Raw genomic sequence first — 24,058 nt, forward strand, 5'->3', positions numbered from 1 at the left:
CTGCTTTATCTGTTAATAAGATAGTTAAACTTTTCCTAGACTGCCTTTAAAGTCCTGGTAGCCGAACTCATTTAATAACTCAATCTGACCATTACGACGCTGATAATAAATACTCGGCATTTTCAGGCCGTTAAACCAGTTAAGTTTAACCATGGTATAACCGGCGGAATCCATTAAATGCAGTTTCTGACCGATCTCAAGCGGCTGTTCGAACTGCGTTTCGCAGAACTGATCACCCGCTAAACATGAGCATGAGCCGATCACATAGGGAAATTTGCCCTGCTGCGCAGCTTCACGTACCGAAGCCGGTTCATTATAGATTAAGGTATCTAAGCGGTGCGCTTCGGTTGCGCTGTCTACGATCGCCGTTTTCTTGTCGTTTTCAACAATATCAATGACGCTGACCACTAAGTCGGTAGTGCGGGTAATAATCGCTTCACCGGGCTCTAAATAGAGTTGTATATTATGCTTTTTACTAAAGGCTTTTAATGCCAGTCCGAGTTTTTCAATAGGGTAACCAGGATAGGTAAAGAAGATACCACCGCCTAAACTTAACCATTTAAGCTCATTCAGATAGTCAGAAAAGGTTGCAGATATGTGATCTAAAATCGCGATAAAGGTGCCTGCATCTTTGTTTTCACAATTCATATGAAACATAAAACCATCAACTTTATCAAGAACTGAAATATCAAGCAGATCCTGTTTTACACCTAAACGTGAATACGGCCTTGCCGGGTTAGCTAAATCCTGTCCGGCAACACTGCGCTCCGGGTTAATACGCAGACCTAATGAAGCACTGTCTGCACAGGTCTTATAGTGCGCTTCAAGCTGCGACAGGGAGTTGAAGATGATTTTATCGGCCAGCGGTTTAACTGTTTCGATATCCGCTTTTGAATAACCCACGCTGTAAGCATGTGTTTCACCGCCGAAGGTTTCATGACCTAATTTTACTTCATAAGGGCCGGAGCTGGTGGTGCCGTCTAAATAAGGCTTGATGGTATCGAAGGTGCCCCAGGTTGAAAAACATTTTAACGCTAAGACCAGTTTAGCCCCGGAAATTTCTTTAAGCTGCTTGGCTTTTTCAAGGTTTTCAATGAGCTTTGCTTCATCGATCATAAAGTAGGGGGTATTCAGATTCGTTTCATTAACAATCATAGGGCAGTCTTTTTGCAGGTTGGAAAATAAAAAGAAGGCGAAGCGTTAACGCTTCGCCTTAATGCTGTATTTGTTTATTAAGCTTCTAACTCTTGAACCTGCCAGGTTAGACCGATACGCGGCATCAGATCTAAGAAGTGATCCGGATTAAGCTGTTCAACATTATAAAGACCTACATCACTCCATTTATTCTGGAAGTAAAGCAGGGCTGCTGTAATTGCCGGAACACCTGTGGTGTATGAGATAGCCTGGTGTTCAACTTCAATATACGACTCTTTATGGTCGCAAATATTGTAGATAAACACACTTTTCGCTTTACCCTCTTTTTTACCGCGAACCCAGGTACCGATACAGGTTTTACCCGTATAACCCGGTGCAAGAGAAGTCGGATCCGGCAGCATCGCTTTTAATACTTTAAGCGGTTCAACGGTAATGCCGTCAACGGTAGTAACCGGCTCAACATTTAATAAACCGATATCACGCATGACGTTAAAGTAGTTCAGGTAAGTATCAGAGAACCCCATCCAGAATTCGATACGTTTAGCTGGAATAAACTCAGCCATTGAACGTACTTCATCGTGTGCCATTGAGTACACTTTCTGCTTGCCGACAACCGGGAAATCAAATTCCATCATACGGCTGTGACACGGCACGCTTTTCCATTCCTGGTTCTCGTAGTAGAACGAGTCGCCTTGAATTTCTAACATGTTGGTTTCAGGATCAAAGTTAGTAGCAAATTTTTGACCGTGGTCCCCGGCATTGACATCCATTACATCGATGCTGTCAATCTCATCAAATAGATGTTTATGTGCGTAAGTTGCAAATACGCTCACTACACCCGGATCAAAACCGGCACCTAAAATACCTGTGATACCCGCTTCTTTAAAACGCTGTGCAAATGCCCATTGCGGATCGTAGGCTTCTGGAACCTGCTGCCCGGGGCTGCATAAATCAGTGGCAACAGACGTATCAAGATAAGCTGTTTTAGTCTGCACACAGGCTTCCATAATTGCCACGTTTACCCAGGGAGGGCCGGCGTTAATTAACAGATCCGGTTTTACCTGGTTGATCAGTGCTACTAATGCTTCAACATTATCTGCATCAATTTTTAATGCTTCCAGTTTCTTAGTGGTGTCTTTAAGGTTATTACGGCCTTTAATCGAAGTAATGATTTTTTCACACTTTGAAAGAGTACGTGAAGCGATAGTGATATCACCAAATACATCATTGTTTTGCGCACATTTATGAGCAATAACCCAGCCGACGCCGCCGGCGCCAATTTGTAATACAGACATGTTATAAAGCCTTATTAGTTAGTAATTTTGCATGAGATTCGATTTTTGCAAATAACGAATCAAAATCGCTTAATGTTAAACACGGGTTTAACAGAGTAAATTTAAGATACAATTTGCCGTTAACTTTGGTTTCTGCGATAACCGCATCGCCGCTGGTTAACAGCTGCAGACGCAATGTCTGATGCAGTTGATTGAACTCACCGCTGCTAAGTGAACCTTGGTAGTGACTGCTTAAACGGAACAAAACCGTTGACAGCAGCGGCTCACAACACAGTTCAAAATGATCATTTTCTTTGACTGAATCTGCAACCTGTGCGCTTAGTTCGATTAATTTATCGTACATTTCACCCAGTGTTTGTGCGCCGACGCTTTTTAGGGTCATAAACATTTTCAGAGCATCAAAACGCTTGGTGGTTGCGATACTTTTATCAACCAGGTTAGGCAGCTCGTCACCTTCGCGGTTGAGATAATCGGCATGATAAAGCAGACTGCTAAAGTTGCTTTTGTCTTTGACCAGCAACGCGCCGCAGCTGATTGTCTGATAAAACAGTTTATGAAAATCAACACTGACCGAGTCGGCAGATTCAATCCCTTTAAGGCGGTATTTGTGCTTTTCGCTAAGCATTAACGCGCCGCCGTAAGCACCGTCAATATGGCTCCAAAGTCCGTACTGTCGGCAGAGAGTGACAATGCCGTGCAGGTCATCAATGGCGCCGTGATCGGTTGTGCCCGCTGTTGCAACAACGGCAATCGGCAGCAGATCCTGCGCAGTTAAAGCTTCAATGGTTTGCTGCAGCTCGTCAATATCCATCTGCCCCTGCTGATTGGTTTTAACACAAACCACCGCGCGTTCACCCAGTCCCATTAATGAGGCTGACTTCTGCACGGTAAAATGACTTTTATCCGAGCAGATAATACGCATTTTATGACCGTATTCAGGAAGGCCGTCCTGCTGGATGTTATGCTGAGAGTGAGTGTTTGCAAACCAGTCTCTGGCTAATAACAGTCCCATTAAATTGCTTTGCGTGCCGCCGCTGGTAAATACACCATCAGCATCGGCTCCTAACGAGAAAGTTTGTACTAACCAGTCAACAATAAACTGTTCCAGGAAAGTCGCACTCGATGCCTGATCCCAGGAGTCCATGGACTGGTTAAGCGCCGCAATATAAAACTCTGCCATTACCGATGAGATTAACGGCGGGGTATGCAGATGTGCAATACAGTGCGGGTGCTGCACCATAATTGAATTTTTAGCAATTAAGCGGTTAGTCTGCTCAATGACTTTCTCAAGCGGCTGAACTTGAGAAAGATCGCTGCTGTAAATCGCTTTTTTTAGAGCACTGGGCGGCAAACCCGAGTAGGGTTTGTCACACTCGGCAAACAGTGTTTTAATATTTTCTAAGGTTAAAGCACCGGCCTGCTCAAAGCTCTGGTTATTACCTGCACCGGTTTGAATAAAGTGTGCTGCCCATGGCGAATTTAATGAGTTCACTAATTTAATCCTGAGTACATTTGACGGCGGTTTTTACAGTTTCTGCCACAAAGTTAATTTGTGTTTCACTGATGATCAGCGGCGGTAAAAAGCGTAAGACAGCGCCTTTACGGCCGCCTTTCTCGATGATAAGGCCTCGCTCTAATGCCGCACGCTGAATTAATGCTGCTCGTGCAGGATCACTGACTGGTCGGCCGAGAGAGTCAAATTCGCCGGCTTTAACGATTTCAATACCACACATCAAACCGCGCCCGCGTACTTCTGCAATGCAGTCACTTTCAAGTTGAATTTCACGCAGTAAAGAACGCAGCTGCTTACCACGCACTCTGGCGTTTTCGGTCAGGTTATCACGCTGGATAATCTCTAGTGTTTTTGCGCCGCTGGCCATGGCCAGCTGGTTTCCTCGGAAAGTGCCCGTGTGTTCACCGGCATTCCAGCAGTCAAACTTTTTATGATAAAGAATGATAGACATCGGCATGCCGCCGCCGACGGCTTTAGATAAAACCAGAATATCAGGCTCAATACCGGCTTCTTCAAAGGCGAAATTATCACCGCTGCGCCCGATACCGCATTGAATTTCATCAAAGATCAGTAATATACCGTGTTCGCTGGTAATACGGCGCAGTTCCTGCAGCCATAATGCGGGGGCTGGTATTACGCCGCCTTCGCCCTGAATCGGCTCAACAATAACTGCAGCCGGTTTAGTGATGCCGCTTTCATCATCATTTAACACTGATTCAATATAACGAATGCTTTGTTTAGCACCTTCAATACCGCCCAGACCAAAGCTGCAGCGCAGGCTGTAAGGGAAGGGAAAAAAGTGTACATCAGACATTAAACCGGTGCGTCGGTTTTTAGCGCCCAGATTGCCGGTTAAAGCAAGAGAGCCGTTAGTCATGCCATGATAAGCGCCGTGAAAAGAGATCATGGTATTACGTTTGGTATAAAGTTTTGCAAGTTTGATCGAAGCTTCCACCGCATCTGCACCGGAAGGACCGCAAAACTGAATACGCGCATTTTTGGCAAAATTAGCCGGTAAAAACTGCATCACTGATTTTATGAAATCATCTTTTGCCGGGGTAGTCAGATCTAAAGTCTGATAAGGCACCCCTTGATTAAGCTGAGAAATCATTATCTGATTAATTTCGTTATGATTATAACCAAGCGGCAGCGCACCGGCACCAGCAAGACAGTCTAAATAGAGCTGGCCTTTAGTATCTTCGATTATAACACCACGTGTGCTCTTAATTGCGAGCGGCAGCCTGCGCGGATAAGAGCGAACTTCAGATTCGTAATGTTCCTGACTTAATAAGATGTTATCCGGAGTCAGGTCGTATAACTCAGTAACTGAAGGGATCTCTTGATCATCTGAAAGACAAGTTTCAGGTGCTAAATTGAGGACGTTTTGCATAACGTGATCCTAAAAATATAAGGGTAACCATAAAAATGGAACTAATGATGTAATATCCCTTGAAAAGGGAGAGTCACTTTAAAAGTGAAAGTTTTTACTGGGGGTTAACCGTAATATTCACGGTTCAGTGGCATAATCTGCAGAGGTGTAATATGAAACAAAAAGATCGCTAATATTGATAAACAGCAGCTTAACAGCATGATTAGATAAGATAAAAATAGACATAACATCACGCTCCTACAGGTTGCGTTAAAATCAATGATTCGGACGATAATTGCCGCGCATTCTATCATCGTTTTTTGGACAGGCAAGTGTAAAAAACAATAAAATAAGATGAAGCTCTATAACTTGTTGATTTCAAGTTTTAAATAGTGGTTAATGTTTGATAATTGAACGATGAGCTGAATTGTTGTTCATAATCATGCCGCTTCAAAATAATGATGTAGAATACTGTTCAATAGTATTCTATTCCGTTAAAATTTATTACTTATGACCCAGATGTTTGGATATATCGTTAATTAAAAGGCAGTACAAAGTGGCTAACAATAAACAAGTTTTAGTTGTTGATGATGATCGAGCAATTCGCGAATTATTAGCTGAATATTTATCAAAGAACAACTTCAATGTGATCACTGCAGAAGACGGTATTGAAATGGATCTGCGTTTATTGTCTAACAGCCCTGATTTAATCATTTTAGATATTATGCTGCCCGGTGATGATGGTTTTGCTTTGTGTCAGCGGATCCGTCAAACATCAAATGTGCCGATTATTATGTTGACTGCTAACTCTGATGAGATGGACCGGGTATTAGGACTTGAAATAGGTGCAGATGATTATATCGCTAAACCTTTTAGTCCAAGAGAATTACTGGCACGTATTAAAGCCCTGTTAAGACGAACTCTGTTTGTAAGCACAGATAATCAAGTGCAGGAAAAACCACGATTTTTATCTTTTGCCGGCTGGAAACTAGATACCCGCCAGCATAATTTACTGGATCAGCATGATCAGGTTATTGCGCTGACCGGGGCTGATTATCAGCTGTTAATGTTATTTTTAGAAAGCCCTAATCAGCCGATTTCCCGGGATCAGATTTGTCAGGCCCTGCATGGGCGTGATGCATTTGCCAATGAACGTGGAATTGATGTGCATCTAAGCCGTTTACGTCAAAGCCTGGGTGATGATGCAAAATCTCCTAAAATCATCAAAACTGTACGTGGTGCCGGTTATGTTTTTATTGCTGAAGTGACTACTGAACAATAAATTAAGAAGAGCATTGCGTACAAGTAACTGGTCATTTAGTCATATGCTGTAAAAGGTTTTTCCTTTTACAAAGCATGTAATGCAGCGATGGTTGATTTTAACCAGTATAAAAGATTAGAAATTAATCTAGAATGGTTAAAGCCTGGTCAAAAGGGCATTCGCCTTTTAAATTCAGTTCATAGAATAGGTTAACCGGGCTGAAAAGTGTATTTGTCTTTTCAGCACCCGCTAGAATTATTCAAAATATCCAATGATGGTATAATTTAATGAATTATTTTCGAATTCTGTTTCGTTCATTGATTTCAAGAATGTTACTGCTCACTATGCTTTCAGTCATTGTTGCGCAGACGATCAGTAGTTTTTTCTGGGTAAACCAGTTTGCAGAAAGTGAAGAAAAATCAGTGCTGCTTAATGCTAATAATCTAGCGGAGAACGCCTTAAGTACCATCTCCTTTTTTCAGGATTTACCCCTGCAGTACCGCCATTTAGTTTTAGAGCAGCTGCGGGATTTAGGCGGCAGCCGCTTTTTTGTTTCATTAAACAGCGAAAAAATTGATATTAATCCAATACCCGACAGCCGCTTAAAAAACGAAGTACTTTCTACTGTGGAAAATGTTTTAAGACGACGAATTCCTGAAGCTAATAAGCTGGTTATTGAATTTTCTCATCCGGATGATCTGCATGTATTAAAAAATGATATCTTATTAAAAGATCTGCCGCCTTCCTGGGGGGCATATACCTTAATTATTCCTTCGGTTAAGCCGCCTATTTTAGTCCTGCAGATAGAAATGGCCGAACAGGAGTGGTTATATTTAGCCGCGATTTTACCGCCGCCGTATCTTTTATCAGAGAAGTCACTCATTTCTGCGCAGCAGGTGGTTAATTTGATGTTTACCACCGCACTGCTGCTGATTTTTATTTACCTGCTCTTTTATAAACAGACCAAACCGCTGCAGGAACTAGCCATGTCAGTTTCTGAAATGAGCATTGATCTTGATCAGAAACCGCTGAAAGAGCAGGGGGCATCCGAAATAGTAGCCGCAACGCGTGCATTTAACCGTATGCAGCAGAAACTGCAGCGTTATATTCAGGATAGAGAAGTCTTATTCCGTTCTATTTCTCATGATTTAAAAACCCCGATTACACGTTTACGTCTGCGCGCCGAGCTGCTGGACAGTGAACAGCAGACAGAATCATTTAATCATGATTTAGATGATCTGGAAATGCTTGTGAAAGGGGCGCTGCAGACGGTTAAAGATACTGATATACATGAAAATATTCAGGAAGTTGATGTACTTAAATTATTAGAGCAGATTAGCAGCTCGCAGCCGGAAAATATCAAAATTATTGCTAAAACGGCTGGTTTATACCGAGGCAAACCCTTAGCTTTAAAACGTTGTCTGGCTAATTTGATTGATAACGGCGTTAAGTACGGCGGCTGGGTTCAGGTTTATATTGTTGATAGTGAGGAAAGTCTGCAGATTGTTATTCAGGATAACGGGCCGGGTATTCCCGCTGACGAGCTGGATAAGATTTTTGTACCTTACCGGCGCCTGCATGATGATGAATATGGTTATGGTTTAGGTCTGGGTATTTCACGAAATATTATTCATGCACATAACGGGCAGCTGCATCTGCTTAACCGGGATCAGGGCGGTTTAGAGGTCATTATTACCCTGCCGAGAATTTACAAGTCAACGTTAGTATAAAGTGATAGTTCAGTCATGAGAAAATCGATTTTATTTTTACCTTTAGTTTTTAGTATGAACAGTTATGCAACTTCCATGGAAGTACTGCACTGGTGGACAGCAGCCGGTGAGTATGAATCTCAGCAGGTGCTGGAAAATTCATTGTTAGATGCACAGATTAAACTGCGTAACTTTGCCATTGTCGGTGAAGGAGGAGACAGTGCGATTCGGGTCCTGCAGATGCGTGCTTTATCCGGTAATCCGCCGGACGCAGCGCAGATTAAAGGGCCGGATATTGGCGAATGGACAAAAGTGGGCATGCTTGAAGAGGTTGAAAGCATTATTGATACTAGTTCCTGGTCAAAGATTCTTCCGCAGGCAGTGCGTGATACTATCAGCTTTAACGGCCATTACATGGCTGTCCCTGTGAATATTCACCGGGTTAACTGGTTATGGTTAAATAAAAAAATATTTACTGAGCTTAAATTATCACCTCCCGCTACCTGGGACGATTTTTTTGACGCTGCAGATAAAATCAAAGCTGCTGGATATATGGCCCTAGCGCATGGCGGTACCGCGTGGCAGGACTCATTATTATTCGAGTCAATGGCGCTGTCTTTGTTAGGCCCTGAAAAATATAAAAAAGCCTTTGTTGAGCATGACCAGAGCATTATTACATCTGCGGAAATGATTGCTGTTTTTGAAAAATTTAAACGCCTGAAACCCTATACAGCTAAAGGCATGGTCGGTAAAGACTGGTTCCAGGCAAGTACATTACTATCAACCGATAAGGCTGCTATGCAGTTTATGGGGGACTGGGCGAAAGGCATGTGGAATGCTTCAGGAAAAGTTGCTATGAGGGACTATTTATGTGTTGATGTACCTGAGAGCGCGGGACTGTTCAGTTATAACATTGACAGTTTTGTATTGTTTGAAAAGCATAATTTTTCTAATGAGAACAAAGTACAGTCTACTTTTGCACAGACTCTGCTCTCGCCAAAATTCCAGACTGAGTTTAACTTAGCCAAAGGATCAATACCCGTACGCAATGATATTCCAATGGATAGTTTTGATAAGTGCGCGCAAAAGTCGTACGCCGATTTTGCAAAGAGTGAACTGGTTCCTTCATTTACGCAGAATTTAGCCAGTACCAGTCATGTGCAGAATATTATGACCAAAATCATCAGTAATTATTTTAACGATCCGAATGCAGATGCGGCTAAAACCGTTAAGCGCCTCTCCTTAGCCCTGAGAGCTGTTAACTGACAACCGCTGTTCAGCTAAAAATGCAGGACTAATGATGCGTCTGAATATTGGATTTGGTTTTATTTTACAAATTGATATTACGGACGGAGTTCCTGCATATTAACTCACAGCTGAGCTCTACATGTAAATGGTAATTTCGTTGTGATTTCTTGATTACCTGCTCGTCAAGAAGACGAAGCGCTTCATCAACCAAATGTTTAAAAGGCAGACGAACAGTCGTTAGGGGAGTCACCAGCATATCAACCGGCAGTAAATCATCCATGCCTACAATGGATATATCGCCCGGCACTGATAGTCCATGTTTTTCCAGTGCCTGCATTGCCCCGATAGCCAGATTATCTGTTACACAAAAGAGTGCACTAATATCCCTTGGAGCTTCATCTAACCAACGTTTGACGGCGTGCTCTGCTGCATCATGACTAAAATCATGTGCATATATTCGATGTTCTGCGGACTCTGAAATCGATGATGAAAATAAGCTGTCTCTGTAACCGGCTTCGCGCAAATATATAGTCTGGCGACCCGGGTAACTTAATATGGCAATTTTATCATGTCCATTGTCTATAAGATGATCAACAACAGCCATCGCTCCATAACGGTTATTTAAACCAACGGAATCAATCTTCATTGATCTGTCTTCACCATTAATTAATACCGAAGGAATATTTGTCTCGGTTATTAACTGAATAAGTTCAGGATTGTCATCCCACACAACAAGCAGTCCATCTACGGGGTGCGTTTCAAGAAAGAGGTTAAGTTCTTTTACGGATACTTTGTCTTCCTTGCTTAAAAAAGAAGTAAGCAGAATTTCTTTATCCGCGCAGGCTTTTCTAATTGACTCAATAAGTGTAAATGAGACCAGATTTGCACTGCTGTTCACCATGAATTTTTCTGGCGTAATTAATAGTATTTTCTTTTTTAACAGCGTGTTGTATTCATTTTTTATATTCGGTTTTATCTTGTCCAGATAACCGGTTTTTTGTGCAATTTCTAATATTTTTTGTTTGACCGGAGCACTGATGGATGCGGTTCCATTAAGCACTCTTGATACAGTACTGATAGATACACCAGCTTCAGCGGCAATATTCTTTAATGTCACACGATTTCCTTTTTATTAGTACTGAACGACTGCTTCGGCATGAATTTACTAGCATTTTTAGAATAACAGTTCGCTATTAACAACTCTACGACATAATTTTCTAGCAAAATGATTGAAGATGCAAACAGTAATGCAAAATTTGCATAGGTTTGCGTCTGGTGGAATATGGAAAATACGAGCGGGTAATGTTTTTTGCAGTTTTTGTGACTATGTCGATTAATTTGTTCTATTTTTTATTAATATTGCGATTTAACTCATAACGAATGTAATGCAAACAGTGCAAAAGGTTGCGTTGTTTGCGTTGGTGTGTGAAAGTGAAACTGTGTTTTGATTATTTTATTAACAAGAGGTATTTATGTTTTTGCAAACGTGGGAAGTTAAACAGGGTGATCCGGTAAACCGCTTCAGAGTGTCAAAACCGATTGAAGCACGTTTTGCACAGTTTGATGAGCATGAAACGATGACTGATCGTGTGCAGTATAAATTTGTCAATGGTTTCGTCGATGTAGGGGATCTGCCATGTAGAAAGATGTTCTGGCAAACTCATGCCGGCCGAGAGGTACTATTAGAGCAGTGCCCTGAGCTTGCTGATATTTATTTTGCTAACGGCAGCCACCGTGTTGAGTTTTCGGGATTTTCACATTATCCCGTTCATTCGCAAAGGTGGGCTGCATGCACTCTTCATGCCGATCAAGATGGTGTATTTAAGTTTAATTTATCAACTTGCGGCGGCGTTAGAGTTTGGGTTAACGGGCATCATTATACCGCATTTACGCCTTTTCAGAGAAATACAGAAAACAGCAGAGTGATAGAACTATCCTTATCTGAAGGCGAAAATGAAATTGTTGTTCACACTGAAGAACTTTTTGAGCGAGACACTTCATTCTATTTTGAATTACTGTATATCGGCACCAGTAAATTAGCTATTTCCCTTCCGCAAGTATGCACCAATACTCTGCAGAGTCTGGAGCAGTTTACAGCTGGTTTAAGTGCGAATATTAATATTAATGACCATCACCTTGAACTGAATGTATCAACAAGTTCTGCATATCCAGTCGTATTATCCGGTGAAATAATCGACATGCCTAATGAAGATGAAAATGCTTTTATTATCGAGCCTTTTGCTGTCTCTGGTGATGAGAAAACCATACGTTTACCCCTGCCTGTTGAATTAAAGCCGGCCCACTACAGTGTTAACATTAATTTTTGCGTAGGTACGCTGTCAATACAAAGGGCATTCGGCGTAAACATTATGCCTTTAGGTAAAGCCCTGCCGCGTCAAACCTTAGAAGAGCGTAAACAAGCCGCACTGCAGTATTCTGCTCGGGAAGGCATGGGGCGCACTGCAAAATTACTGGCAGTTTTAGAAACCGGTTTGAATCTAGAGGATGCTGACGATATTTTAAACAGCACACTTAAAAAAATCAGTTTACGTGAAGACTGTTCCGATTTCTGGATGGTTTCTTTGTTATGGGTCTGGCATAACCACGCCAATACTAAGCTGTCAGATAAAAGCTGGGACAGGGTTCGCTCTTCAATATTAGGTTATCGCTACTGGCTGGATGAACCTGGAAATGACTCTATGTGGTTTTGGAGTGAGAACCATGTTTTATGTTTCCATGTGTCCCAGCTGCTTGCAGGTCAGTTTTTCCCCAATGAGCTGTTTATTTGTTCAGGACGTAATGGCATCGAGCAGAAACGACTAGCTAAACAGCGCCTCAACCGCTGGTTTGAACATGTCATTGAACATGGTTTAACCGAATGGAATTCATCCTGCTATTACCCGATTGATTATATCGGCCTGCTGGCGATTTATCAGTTATCTGATGATTTAGAGCTAAAGGAAAAGGCAGAAAAAGTGATTGACCGCCTGATGATAATGGGCGCTGTTCATTATCAGGCAGGCGTAGCTGGAGGCACAATGGGACGTGTCTATGAAAAAGAACTGCTAGCCAATGAAATGACTGAGCTGGCAGGTTTTGGTCATGTGGCATGGGGAGACGGCTGGCATACGCGGATGTGTGCCTCGCTGCCGCTGTTCTGTATTAGTGATTATAAACCCAGCCGTTTTACTAGCAATCTCGCCAGGTTATCAGGATTAAATAGTATTGAAGCATTTTATACCCAGGGACTGGATCGCAGTGGAAAAGTGATTGCCTGGAAAGAGCCTGGAGTCATGCTTTCTTCTGCTGTTGATCATCATACAGGCCAACATGGTCATCAACAGCATGTGGTTGATATTCAATTTGCTCATACCCCTAAAGCAAGAGTCTGGGTTAATCACCCCGGTGAAGAATTACCGGGTGGCGACGGGCGCCCGTCATACTGGGCGGGAAACGGTGTGCTGCCGCGAGTGATGCAGTATAAAAATCGTTCCATGATGTTGTTCGATCTTGGGGATAAGGCCAGATTAAATTTTACTCACCTTTATCTGCCGGCAGAAAGTATCGAAAAAGTTATCGTCTCTGAGCACTGGTGTTTCCTATGTTCTGGTAAAGCTTATGCTGCTGTTTCAGCAAGTGAAGGGCTGCAGATGGTAACCGAAGGAGGCACTAGAGGGAAAGAGTTAAGAAGCTATGGGCAGCATTGCGCCTGGTTTATCGCAGTAGGGCATGGTGATAACGAGGATGATTTTAATAACTTTATGGCTCAGTTTAAAGATCGAGAACTGCTGCGCGGTGTTGATCCTGAGCCTGTCGTAAAAATCAATGATCCTGTTTATAACGAAATGAAACTAACCTGGTCGGGTCATTTTACTGTTAATAACGGTACTTATCAGTTTCCTGAAAATGTCATGGTTGATCCGGTCATTAATTTAAATGAGAAATAATAGAAATGAATAATAAATGTTATTTAGAGACGATCCATGCGTTAAGTAACGGCTTTTGCGGACTTAAAGGAGTCGGGCATTTTAATCCTGATTCTCAAGGGGAGCTAAAAATTGAGTTTGAAGAATGGGAATGGGAAGTAGGTGTTGGTTTATATGGCTTTTGGCAGTATGCAGATCATATTAAAAGTGAAAAATTGATTGATGCGCTCGCTGACTGGTATGGGTCTCAGCTGAAAAAGGGACTGCCTGCACCTCAAATTAATACAACGGCTCCCATGCTGACCTTAGTACTGCTGGCTGAGCACTTAGATAGAAGTGAATGGAAAAAAGATATTGAGCAGTGGGCTGATTATTTAATGGAACATTTTCCGCGTGTTGACGGCTGCGGTTTTCAACACGTTGTAAAAGAGAGAATAAACGAAGGTCAGTTATGGGACGATACTCTGTTTATGACCGGTTTATTTTTAGCAAAAGCAGGTGAATATTTACAACGTCCGGAATTAACTGCAGAAGCCGAACTGCAGTTTCTTGTTCATGCCCATTATTTAACCAATGTGAAAACGGGACTTTGGTATCACGGGTGGACATCAGTACATAAACATCATTTTGCAGATGCATATTGGGCGAGAGGAAATGCATGGATAACCGTTGCAATTCCAGAATTGTTCTCCTTATTACCTAACGGGATAAGTCCCGCTGTACAAATGCATCTAAGTGCAATATTAAATGCGCAGATAGAAACATTAACTACGCTTCAGAGCCAGTCCGGCATGTGGCATACCCTGCTTGATGATCCTGCTTCGCCGTTGGAATCATCCGCTACAGCAGGTATTGCCTGCGGCATATTAAAAGCTCATCGAATGGGGCTGGTGAATGATAAAGCAAAAAATGCCGCAGACCAGGCAGTTTCCGCTGTTATGTCTCGAATTGATGAGCAGGGAATTGTACTTGAAGCTTCTGACGGCACTGCGATGGGGCACGACCTGCAGTATTACTTTGATATAAAAAATGCTCCCGTTCCCTATGCTCAGGCATTAGCCATGATGCTGATGATCGAAGTTATTAAGGGGGAGAAAGAATAACGATAACTCAATAAGCAGATCGGTACCCGTTCGTCATATTTAGAAATGTTTAATGCAGATAATATAACTAAAAGGCAGTCAATAATGAGTAATACAACAAATAGAAAGGTTGGATGGAAAAATATAGTCGCTTGGGGCTCCGGCGATATCTTCGGTAGTGGTGCCGGTACTATTATCGGTTTATGGATGCTTTACTTCTACACGCAGGTTGCCGGTTTATCGCCAATACAGGCCGGCTCAATTTTTGCGATTGCAAAGTTCTGGGATGCATTTACAGATCCGATAGTTGCTTATATCACCGATAATATTCGCACCCGATTCGGCCGAAGACGTGTATTTATTTTATTTGGCGCGCCGTTTTTATTAGTCTTCGGTTTGATGTTCATGTCAGGCTTCGGCTTTATGTATTATTTAGCAACCTACCTGCTGTTTAATACGATGAGTACCGTGGTAATGACACCATACAGTACTTTGCCGAATGAAATGACTAATGACTACAATACACGTACAAAGATGAGCAGCTGCCGAATGACATTCGGTCAAATTACTGCTTTTGTGGTTACTTTAATACCTGGTTTGATTATGGCTAAGGTTGCAGATCAAGCAACTGCATTTATGTACATTGGTATGCTTTTCGCCGTGATATTTACATTACCCTGGGTATTTATTTATCGCTATACATGGGAATGTGCTCCAGAAGATTTACCTCCAAAAGAAAATGTTGGTGGCATTAAACCAACAATGATCCATTTGTACAAAGAGATGGCGACGACATTCCAGATAAAAATATTTCGCTTTCATTTAATGATGTATATCGGCGGCTCGGTTGCTTTAGACCTGTTTGGTGCTTTATTTATGCACTATATGACACTTGTACTGGCTATGACGCCAACAGAAGGGGGCACTGCATTAAGTGCAATGACTTTGATGCAGTTCTTCGGGGTAACATTATTTACCTGGGTTGCACTAAAGCTGGGTAATGCAAATGCGTTTAAGGGGGCGGTTATCCTGTTATTTATCAGTTTACTGTATTTTGCTCTGCTGCCGGCAGTTGATACAAATATGACTTTCTGGATTATTGGCGGTACCACAATCATGGGCCTTGCCCGGGGCGGAATCTATTTAATTCCCTGGGTTGTATTCAACTCTGTACCCGATGTAGATGAAGCTTTGTCAGGCAAGCGTCGAGCAGGAATTTTCTCTGGTGTAATGACGCTTTCTCGTAAAATCTGTCAGGCAAGTGCAATGCTTATAGCAAGTATCGGCCTGCAGTTATTAGGTTTTGAATCTGGTGCTGAGCAGCAAACTCTTGAGACGACAGAAGGTATTTACTGGCTGTTTATATTAGCTCCTACAGTCCTTGCACTTATTGCTTTTTATGGTGCAACTAAATTTAAATTAAATAAGGAAAATCATGCGGTTCTTGTTTCTGAGGTCAATCGTCTAAAAGCAGGAGGAGATAAAAAACAGGTAACTCCTGAAGCCAGAGAAACAATTGAAATGCTCACCGGCTGGGAATATGAGTATATCTGGGGCAATAAGAAATTAAAAAAAGAGAGGGCTGCACTTGCTAAGCAGAACAGTGGATTAATTTAGCGACAGTGCAATAAGTGTATAAGCAGCTCTATTGGGCTGCTTATTTTTAAAGTGGATCGGCAAAGGTTGAGTCAGAAAATATGAGTAAATATTCTTCAATAGGGGTAATCAGCCCTGTGTTTTTTATATGGGGTTTTTTAACATCATTAAATGCTGTCATGGTGCCTTATATGCAGAAAATTTTTGAATTATCTTACAGCAGCTCAATGTTAGTACAGATAGTGTTTTATTCTGCACCTTTTTTAGCTTGTATACCTGCGTCAAAATTGATGAAGATCGTCGGCTATAAAAAAACATTAATATTGAGTTTGTCTTTAATGTTTCTGGGGAGCCTGCTGATATATCCGGCGTTGGAAATGTTATCTTTTTATGCTGTATTAGGGGCGATATTTATTATTGCTTTAGGGGTCGCGTCACTGCAGGTGGTCGGAAATCCTTGTGTTCTCGTTGCCGGCAGTCCGCAGAATGCCGCGTCAAGATTAACCTTTTGTTCTGCGATGAACTCTCTGGGAACAACAATTTCACCATATATTGTGGTTTCAATTCTGCTGACTATAACGGTTATGAGTTCTGAGAATATAGCTGGACAATTGACTGTCCCATATTTACTCTGTGCGGCATTTACATTACTCATTATTTTTATAGTGATAAAACATTCATTTCCAGAATCAAAACCTGTCGTAGAAAATGTCACACCGACAGGCAGTTCATTGTTAAATGAGAGAACGTTTTTATTCGGAGTACTGGCTATCTTCTGTTACGTAGGTGCAGAGATAAGCATCGCAACGTTTATGCTTAGTTACATCAGTCATGATGATCTAGGCGGGTTACATTTTGATACAGCGGCGAAATTTGTTGCTTTTTACTGGGCGGGCTCCATGGTCGGACGGTTAATCGGACCGGTTATTTTCCGTTATATTTCAGCTTTAGATATGCTCCTCATTAATGTCGTTACTGCTGCTTGTTTATTAGTTTTTGCTATGAATATTGGCGGAAATATGGGGGTTGCTTCATTAGTTCTAATCGGATTATGTAATTCAATTATGTATCCCGTTATTTTTTCTACTGCGTTAAAGGGGCTCGGAGACAATATTGAGCGAGGATCGGCAGTGTTAGTCATGGCTGGTATCGGCGGCGCAGCCTGGTCAATGATACAGGCATTCACCGCGGATCAATTAAACTTAGGCATCTCATTTGTTGTTCCTCTTAGTGCATATTTAGTCATTTTGGGTTTTTCACTTCACTGCAGAATGTTGAAATAAATTTCTAGCTGTTCAGCACTCTGACGGCGGTTTCCTGCCGGCAGAAATAAACAACGTTTTACTGACAATTAGCAGAACGCTTTTTATGCGGCTCTGTATCAGCTGTGTTCTGCCTTTAGAAAAGTTAAGGGGGTGTCTATATGTAGAAAGCATGTTCTTCCGAGGCATGATTATTATAACTCGGTTTATGGTCAGCCTGCGCATCATGTTCGCGTAAAAATACTACTAAAAATATAACTTTGGAAACTTATTTATGAAATTTTTTAAGATATCTATTACAGCAGCGGCTATAGCCGTATCATTCACCGCTACTGCCGGAATTAATATTATTGATAATGAAAAAGGCATTTTTTCTATCGGTGGCGATGTTGAATTTGATTTGAACTATCAAGAAAAGACTAATGAAGCTGCTGGTGATGACAACTCACACTTTGATCAAACTGGTCGTATTCTGATTGAACTTGCCGGCGAACGTAATACAGATTCCGGTTATTTATTAAAATTTAAAGCGCAGCCGTTGATGGATAGCTCTGGTGTTATTAATCTCGATGATTCATGGTTTTCTTTTGGAATAAAGGACAGCTGGGAGGTGAAGTTAGGGCGTTTTGAAGCATATGATATGTTCCCTGTTGGTCAGGATACGTTCCTAGAATATTCAGGCGATACTGCTAATGATCTTTATACGGATAATGCCGGTTATATGTACCAGGTAAAAGAGGGGCGAGGCCGTGGAGGACAGACAGGACAGTTAATGTATAGCCAGACGTTTGGAAATTTATATACTGAAGTTTCCACTATGATTGGTGATCGCTCTGATTTATTTACCGACACTTATCACGGTAAAGAAATTGAAGGCTCTGGTGATTCAATTATTGTACGTCCTGTTATCGCTTACCAGATCAATAATTTTCGAGTAGCTGCTTCTATGGAAGCTAATTTAGTTAAAGATGCAATAACATTTGTAGACGGCAGTGAAGGTGACGTAGGTAACCGTATCGGTTATGGTCTATCTGCAAATTACACCCAAGGTGATCTTTCAGTAAACGTAAATGTAGCTTACCTTGATGCACTGAATGAAGCGGATTCATCCTTAGGGCTTAATGTTTTATGGAAAGGCTTCGGGGTTGGTTATATTCACGGTGTAAATGATTTTGATGCTGCTTCCGGCTGGCACGATGGAAAAATTGAAGTTCAGACGGCTTACACTTCCTATGAGTTCGCTGATATTTTTGATGTTGAAGATTTTTCAATCTACGTCGGCGCTTATCATACTAATCTGAGCGATAAAGGTGTTTCACTTGCTAGTAACTTCGCTGAAGGCGATGATATGGGCGGGCGTCTTCGATTTAAATACTTATTCTAAAGGTTTTTCGTATAACTATTTTGTCAGAGATGATCATTTATAGTGGCGGTATTAGAAGAAAAAAGTAGAAGTTCAACAATAAAACGGAGAGCTAAATTGTGTGTGTAGAACTTCTACTGAAACTATAAGGCCGGCGGTAAGCCAGCCTTATGAAACTTACTTATTTAGCTAAGTAAGCTTCCATATCTGTTTTAAGGTTATCAGATTTAGTACCGAAGATAGCTTGAACACCGTTACCAGAGACAACAACACCTGCTGCACCTAGTTTCTTAAGTTCAGCTTTATCAACTAATGCGATATCGTTAACACTGATACGTAGACGTGTAATACATGCATCTAAGTTTTCAATGTTAGCTTTACCACCGAATGCAGCAACTAATAGAATTGCCATTTCAGAGCTGTTTACATGTACTTCTTCTTCAGCTTCTTCATCTTCACGACCTGGAGTCTTAAGGTCAAGTGCTTTGATTACAATACGGAATAATGTGTAGTAAATAGCTGCGTAAACAAGACCGATAACAACGAAGTAAATCATTTTTTCAGCGTTTGCAGAAAGTACTAAGAAATCAATTAAACCATGTGAGAATGAAGTACCGTGAACCATACCCAGCATGTTAGTTACAACAAATGCAGAACCAGCAAGTAGAGCGTGGATTGCGTATAGTACTGGTGCTACGAATAGGAATGCAAATTCGATCGGCTCAGTAATACCTGTTAAGAATGAAGTTAACGCGGCAGATGCCATGATACCCATTACTTTAGCGCGGTTTTCTGGTTTTGCTGAATGTGCAATTGCGATTGCAGCAGCAGGTAAACCAAACATTTTGAACATGTAACCACCAGCTAATTGACCGAAACCGTTACCGGCAGCACGAGTTGCATCGTCAGCAGACAGGTAACAAGTTAAAATACCGTTAAGCTGCTCGCCTGAAGCACTAGTACATGAACCAGCTTCAAAGAAGAAAGGTACATTCCAGATATGGTGAAGACCAAATGGAATTAATGAACGCTCAACTACGCCGTAGATACCAAAAGCAACAGTAGGGTTTTGATGTGCAGCCCAGTCAGAGAATGCCGCAATAGCAGAGCCGATTGGAGGCCAGATAACTGCAAGTACAGCACCCATAACGATAGCTGATAAGCCGGTCATGATTGGAACCGCACGTTTACCTGCAAAGAAACCTAAGTATTCAGGTAATGTGATGTTGTAGAAGCGGTTAAACATAGCCGCTGCGATACCACCGGCGATGATACCGCCTAGTACACCTGTGTTTGCACCTGGTGCTAATGTTTCAACAGTCTGCATCATGATGTAGTAACCTACAGCAGCGGCAAGACCTGCAACACCGTCATTTTTTGTAAAACCTAAAGCAACACCAATAGCGAATAATAACGCCATGTTACCAAAAACAGCACCACCGGCTTGTTCCATCAGCTGTGAAACAACTTCAGGTAAAATGGCGAATTTAGCTGCACCTACACCCAGTAGAATACCGGCTATCGGTAATACTGATACAGGAAGCATTAAAGACTTCCCTACTTTTTGTAAACTTCCAAATATATTCATAACAACTCTCCAGTTAGTAATTTCGAGGTAAAAAATCGAATATTTCAATTTAATTGCGGTGAGTATATACGGGAAGAAATAAAAAGCATGACGCAAGGATCACATTTACAAGTAAGTTACATTTACTTACACAAAAGGGGGGGATTGTTACTTTCTGTTACAAAAGTATAATTGAAGGTTTAGTTTTGTTGTTATATCTATATGTTTTTTAAAGGCTGGGTCTTGCTGCCTGTAGTAAATATTTTTACAAAGACTTAAGTTCAGATAAATGCTTATCTGAATTTAAGTCTTTTGAATGATAATAAATTGTTAACCGCGAACAACCATCACCCTGAATTTACGTCCTTTAAGCTTGCCTTCACTTAGTTTTCTAAAAGCGGTTTTGATGGTGTCCCGCTGTACGGCGACATAAGCCCAGTTATCTGAAACTTGTATTTTACCTACCTGCTCGCCTTTAATACCATCTTGTCCGGTTAACGCGCCGACAATATCGCCAGGACGGATTTTCTGTTTTTTACCGCCTTCAATACGCAGAGTTATCATGCTTGACTGCATCGGACTTTTATCTAATACATCGTATGACGGTAGAGATTCTGCTTCAATAATACGGTCTAGGTAATCTTCCAGCAGCGCAATACGGTGGGTGTCCCTGCCGCTGTAGAAAGAAAAAGCTAAACCTTTACTGCCGGCGCGTCCGGTACGGCCGATGCGGTGTACATGGACTTCTTGATCGTGGGCGATATGGTAATTAAATACGGCGCTGAGGTTATCGATATCTAAACCGCGGGCGGCTACATCGGTTGCCACTAAAATGCAGGCACTTTTATTTGAAAAACGAATTAAAGCCTGGTCGCGGTCTTTCTGCTCTAAATCACCGTGCAGAGCGATGGCACTGAAACCACGGTTGCTTAGTTCTTCTGCTACTTCCTGAACTTCACGTTTAGTATTACAAAACACCACGGAAGATTCCGGCTGATACTGCTGCAGCAGCAGACGCAGGGCGATCATACGATCTTCGTTGTTGTCTACTTTATAAAAGCGCTGCGCGATAACACTGTTATCATGTTTTGCTTCAGCTTTGACCATTACCGGGTCAAGCATAATACGTCTGGCAATATTGTTAATCTGTTCAGGAAAGGTCGCGCTGAATAATAGGGTCTGACGCTGCTTAGGTGCCTGGTCGATAATCGCATCAATGGAATCCTGAAAACCCATTTCTAACATACGGTCAGCTTCATCCAGTACTAATACTTGTAAATCATCTAAATTAAGCGTGCCTTTACGCAGATGATCTTCAATTCGACCTGGTGTGCCGACAATAATGTGTGCACCGTGCTCTAATGAGCCTATCTGAGGCCCGAAGGGAACACCGCCGCATAAGGTCAGTACTTTAATATTATGAATGGTACGGGCAAGTCTGCGCATCTCTTTGCCGACCTGATCCGCAAGTTCACGTGTAGGACATAAAATTAACGATTGAATACGAAAACGTTTAACGTTTAGTTTCTCTAACAGACCTAAACCAAAAGCTGCGGTTTTACCTGAGCCGGTTTTACCCTGGGCAATGACATCTTTAGATGCTAAAACATGCGGTAAACTTTCCGCTTGAATAGGGGTCATTGTTTCATAACCTAATGATTCTAAATTCTTTAATAGGTCAGCATTTAACGCAAGCGTTGAAAAAGGAGATTGGCTCAAGATTTGGTCCTGTTAGATTGTAAAAAAAAGAGAGTACAATAACAGTTTGTGAACTGCTTCACAAAGACTGTGTGGTTTTAATAGCAAACCCAACAATTTTCTATTCATTTATGCTGGTTAAAATGAATGCTAGCTTCGTTATTGACTTTGTAATTAGAGCGACTAGTTACTGCAGTCAATGCCTTGCTTTCATCCATTTTCCCTACGCCTAAATAGATTACCTAATTAATGGAATTGCTATAAGTCTATTTTGTGAGTGTTGAACGACAAAAAAGGGCGCCCGCAGGCGCCCGCTGTTATTTATAGCGTCGTCTAATAAAACACAATGGTAATAGTAGTAAACTCAGCCAGCCAAGAGCGCCGCCTCCGCCTCCATCGCTTGAGCTGCTCGAACTATTAATCTCAGCTTGTGTAATAATATATTCAGCTAAAGACATCGGTTCAAAGGTGACATTATCAACGTAGCCCAAGTCCTGAAAACTAGAGGTGTTTCCGTCTTTCTGGTAGCTCCATAGCAGGATGTTTTCTGCCTGATCTAAATAAAAATAACTTTTTTGGAAAGTGCTGTTGTCACCAGAGATTGTTTGTTTTTCCTCTCCGTTAATATATAGACGTAAAACGTCATAGTCAGCTTCGGACCTTACAGCCCAGTCAAAAGTTAAACGTCCTGTGCCGCTGGCAACTGCTCGTAATAAACTTTTTTGATTATCGCTGATACTGCCGCTCTGTAGAGAACCGTTGCTGTTGTTGAGCTCCCAGGGAGAATACCCGCTTGTCGTCCAGTTGACATTTGCCTCGACAAATCCGGCACTGGCTGCCAGAGTATCTGCATCTGCTAGTGGAAAGCCGGTTAAGCTGCTGCTGACTGCTAATGAATTCGGCACATCACTTGATATGGTAATGACTGCGGTATCCACAGCAGCATCCTGCGGTGAGTAAATAATGCTTAAGCGGCAGCTGCTGCCGGCATCGATAGATGTGCATGCCGAAGTGTCAAAAGAGAAGTCTACGGAGCCGGTCTTAGTAATATTCAGGTTTGCATCACTACTGGAATTATTATCGATAGTAATAATTTGAGTGCTGCTTTGAGAAACTTTGGTATCGCTGTATTCAAGGGAGCTGGTTGCACTAACTGCGCTTATTATCGTATTGATCCAACTCTGGTACAACGCTAAACGAGTATAAGCCCCCGGAGTTGTAGATGCACAGCCGATTCCCCAGCTGGCAATACCTATCTGTTTCCAGGTACCATTATCATTTATAACTAACGGGCCGCCGCTGTCTCCTTGACAGGAGTCCTTACCGCTGTTGGCAATGCCCGCACAGATCATTTCAGGGGTATAATTCTTGCCTAGTGCACTGTCGCACATAGTCTCGGTCTGCAGCGGAAGTTCAACATCCCGTAAAATAAAAGGATAGTTAGGCGTAACGACTTCACCATAGGCATATCCCACGGTAGAGCCCCAGCCGATCGAAGTCACTTTACTCTCGGCTGCCATTGCATTAATTGTTGCGGTTGTATCCAGTGCACTTATTATAACCGGGCTGCTGATCGGCTGCTGCAGTTTTATTAACGCAATATCATTATTTATGGCGACTGCATCGTAATCCGGGTGGATATAGATTTTACTGATGCTGCTGGCTGTCGTTGTCGGAGAAGAGTTGAGGTTATATTCTCCGACGGTTGCTGTAACTGTACTCGGTTTTATCTGCGTTGAACCGTTAAACATACAGTGAGCGGCAGTTAATACCCACTCGCTGTTTATCAATGAACCGCCGCAGAAGTGATTACCTGCACTTTTAATGCTGACCATCCAGGGCCATTCACCGGCCTGGCTCTCATTTCCGCCGACAATGCGGGTTGAAATAGCAGCATCTCCAGCAGCATTAACTACTGGAGATGCTGCTAATGCGGCTGATAAAGTCAGGGTTAACAGGGGGGAAAGTATTTTAGTCATCATTAATCCTTTAATCTTTAATCAATTCCGTCGAT

Annotated in this window: 16 protein-coding genes; 8 read left to right on the forward strand and 8 right to left on the reverse strand. The window is 42.0% G+C overall.

Annotated elements, in window-relative coordinates; genetic code table 11:
- Positions 1–24 precede the first annotated feature (24 nt).
- From nspC to G327_RS27150, 4 genes are all read right to left on the reverse strand, one after another.
- Positions 25–1,155 carry a carboxynorspermidine decarboxylase gene (nspC, locus tag G327_RS0106335; protein ID WP_019613920.1) on the reverse strand — a complete coding sequence of 377 codons (1,131 nt, stop codon included), beginning with the start codon at positions 1,153–1,155 and terminating at the stop codon, positions 25–27.
- Positions 1,156–1,232: 77 nt separating this feature from the next.
- On the reverse strand, positions 1,233–2,450 hold the full coding sequence (locus G327_RS0106340) for a carboxynorspermidine synthase (protein ID WP_019613921.1): 1,218 nt from the start codon (positions 2,448–2,450) through the stop codon (positions 1,233–1,235).
- A gap of 1 nt (position 2,451) precedes the next feature.
- Positions 2,452–3,942, reverse strand: a complete 1,491-nt coding sequence (locus G327_RS27145; RefSeq protein WP_033297923.1) for a pyridoxal phosphate-dependent decarboxylase family protein — start codon at positions 3,940–3,942, stop codon at positions 2,452–2,454.
- A gap of 4 nt (positions 3,943–3,946) precedes the next feature.
- Positions 3,947–5,353, reverse strand: a complete 1,407-nt coding sequence (locus G327_RS27150) for a diaminobutyrate--2-oxoglutarate transaminase family protein (RefSeq protein ID WP_033297924.1) — start codon at positions 5,351–5,353, stop codon at positions 3,947–3,949.
- Positions 5,354–5,888: 535 nt separating this feature from the next.
- Between G327_RS27150 and G327_RS0106355 the strand changes: the two genes are divergently transcribed.
- From G327_RS0106355 to G327_RS0106365, 3 genes are all read left to right on the forward strand, one after another.
- On the forward strand, positions 5,889–6,614 hold the full coding sequence (locus G327_RS0106355; RefSeq protein WP_019613923.1) for a response regulator: 726 nt from the start codon (positions 5,889–5,891) through the stop codon (positions 6,612–6,614).
- A gap of 266 nt (positions 6,615–6,880) precedes the next feature.
- Positions 6,881–8,323 (forward strand): ATP-binding protein, encoded by a 1,443-nt coding sequence (locus G327_RS0106360; protein ID WP_019613924.1) that lies wholly within the window; start codon positions 6,881–6,883, stop codon positions 8,321–8,323.
- A 15-nt stretch (positions 8,324–8,338) separates the two neighbouring features.
- Positions 8,339–9,568, forward strand: coding sequence for an ABC transporter substrate-binding protein (locus G327_RS0106365; protein WP_019613925.1), 1,230 nt, complete (start codon positions 8,339–8,341; stop codon positions 9,566–9,568).
- A 64-nt stretch (positions 9,569–9,632) separates the two neighbouring features.
- Here the strand turns inward: G327_RS0106365 and G327_RS0106370 are convergent, their stop codons facing one another.
- Positions 9,633–10,667 carry a LacI family DNA-binding transcriptional regulator gene (locus G327_RS0106370; RefSeq protein WP_019613926.1) on the reverse strand — a complete coding sequence of 345 codons (1,035 nt, stop codon included), beginning with the start codon at positions 10,665–10,667 and terminating at the stop codon, positions 9,633–9,635.
- Positions 10,668–11,022: 355 nt separating this feature from the next.
- Here G327_RS0106370 and G327_RS0106375 point away from each other — a divergent pair, with 355 nt between their 5' ends.
- The 5 genes from G327_RS0106375 (at position 11,023) to G327_RS0106395 (ending at position 18,800) form a co-directional block, all read left to right on the forward strand.
- A complete protein-coding gene (locus G327_RS0106375; protein WP_019613927.1) occupies positions 11,023–13,497 on the forward strand; it encodes a hypothetical protein in 2,475 nt (824 codons plus the stop codon).
- Positions 13,498–13,502: 5 nt separating this feature from the next.
- On the forward strand, positions 13,503–14,579 hold the full coding sequence (gene bglB, locus G327_RS0106380; RefSeq protein ID WP_019613928.1) for a beta-galactosidase BglB: 1,077 nt from the start codon (positions 13,503–13,505) through the stop codon (positions 14,577–14,579).
- An 84-nt stretch (positions 14,580–14,663) separates the two neighbouring features.
- Positions 14,664–16,175 (forward strand): MFS transporter, encoded by a 1,512-nt coding sequence (locus G327_RS0106385; protein WP_019613929.1) that lies wholly within the window; start codon positions 14,664–14,666, stop codon positions 16,173–16,175.
- Between the two features lie 80 nt (positions 16,176–16,255).
- Complete coding sequence (locus tag G327_RS24100) at positions 16,256–17,437, forward strand: MFS transporter (RefSeq protein WP_019613930.1); 1,182 nt, start codon at positions 16,256–16,258, stop codon at positions 17,435–17,437.
- Positions 17,438–17,690: 253 nt separating this feature from the next.
- Positions 17,691–18,800, forward strand: coding sequence for a carbohydrate porin (locus tag G327_RS0106395; RefSeq protein ID WP_019613931.1), 1,110 nt, complete (start codon positions 17,691–17,693; stop codon positions 18,798–18,800).
- 160 nt (positions 18,801–18,960) lie between these two features.
- Here the strand turns inward: G327_RS0106395 and ptsG are convergent, their stop codons facing one another.
- The 3 genes from ptsG to G327_RS0106410 all read right to left on the reverse strand — a co-directional run bounded on the left by ptsG (position 18,961) and on the right by G327_RS0106410 (position 24,023).
- The gene (gene ptsG / locus G327_RS0106400) at positions 18,961–20,367 is read right to left on the reverse strand and encodes a PTS glucose transporter subunit IIBC (RefSeq protein WP_019613932.1); all 1,407 of its coding nucleotides are present in this window, start codon (positions 20,365–20,367) and stop codon (positions 18,961–18,963) included.
- Between the two features lie 309 nt (positions 20,368–20,676).
- Positions 20,677–22,065 (reverse strand): ATP-dependent RNA helicase DbpA, encoded by a 1,389-nt coding sequence (gene dbpA, locus G327_RS0106405; RefSeq protein ID WP_019613933.1) that lies wholly within the window; start codon positions 22,063–22,065, stop codon positions 20,677–20,679.
- Between the two features lie 296 nt (positions 22,066–22,361).
- Positions 22,362–24,023: a serine protease gene (locus tag G327_RS0106410; RefSeq protein WP_019613934.1), complete on the reverse strand. Its 1,662-nt coding sequence runs from the start codon at positions 24,021–24,023 to the stop codon at positions 22,362–22,364.
- Positions 24,024–24,058: the final 35 nt, after the last annotated feature.

It is taken from the genome of Psychromonas ossibalaenae ATCC BAA-1528 (assembly GCF_000381745.1).
In the GTDB taxonomy this organism is placed as follows: Bacteria; Pseudomonadota; Gammaproteobacteria; order Enterobacterales; family Psychromonadaceae; genus Psychromonas; species Psychromonas ossibalaenae.

Bases quoted from the DNA above. Each gene is read 5' to 3' on its own strand.
- ptsG (WP_019613932.1), bottom strand. From the start codon at position 20,367: ATGAATATATTTGGAAGTTTACAAAAAGTAGGGAAGTCTTTAATGCTT.
- G327_RS0106360 (WP_019613924.1), top strand. From the start codon at position 6,881: ATGAATTATTTTCGAATTCTGTTTCGTTCATTGATTTCAAGAATGTTA.
- G327_RS27150 (WP_033297924.1), bottom strand. From the start codon at position 5,353: ATGCAAAACGTCCTCAATTTAGCACCTGAAACTTGTCTTTCAGATGAT.
- G327_RS0106385 (WP_019613929.1), top strand. From the start codon at position 14,664: ATGAGTAATACAACAAATAGAAAGGTTGGATGGAAAAATATAGTCGCT.
- G327_RS0106375 (WP_019613927.1), top strand. From the start codon at position 11,023: ATGTTTTTGCAAACGTGGGAAGTTAAACAGGGTGATCCGGTAAACCGC.
- bglB (WP_019613928.1), top strand. From the start codon at position 13,503: ATGAATAATAAATGTTATTTAGAGACGATCCATGCGTTAAGTAACGGC.
- G327_RS0106340 (WP_019613921.1), bottom strand. From the start codon at position 2,450: ATGTCTGTATTACAAATTGGCGCCGGCGGCGTCGGCTGGGTTATTGCT.
- G327_RS0106410 (WP_019613934.1), bottom strand. From the start codon at position 24,023: ATGACTAAAATACTTTCCCCCCTGTTAACCCTGACTTTATCAGCCGCA.
- G327_RS0106365 (WP_019613925.1), top strand. From the start codon at position 8,339: ATGAGAAAATCGATTTTATTTTTACCTTTAGTTTTTAGTATGAACAGT.
- G327_RS0106395 (WP_019613931.1), top strand. From the start codon at position 17,691: ATGAAATTTTTTAAGATATCTATTACAGCAGCGGCTATAGCCGTATCA.
- nspC (WP_019613920.1), bottom strand. From the start codon at position 1,155: ATGATTGTTAATGAAACGAATCTGAATACCCCCTACTTTATGATCGAT.
- G327_RS24100 (WP_019613930.1), top strand. From the start codon at position 16,256: ATGAGTAAATATTCTTCAATAGGGGTAATCAGCCCTGTGTTTTTTATA.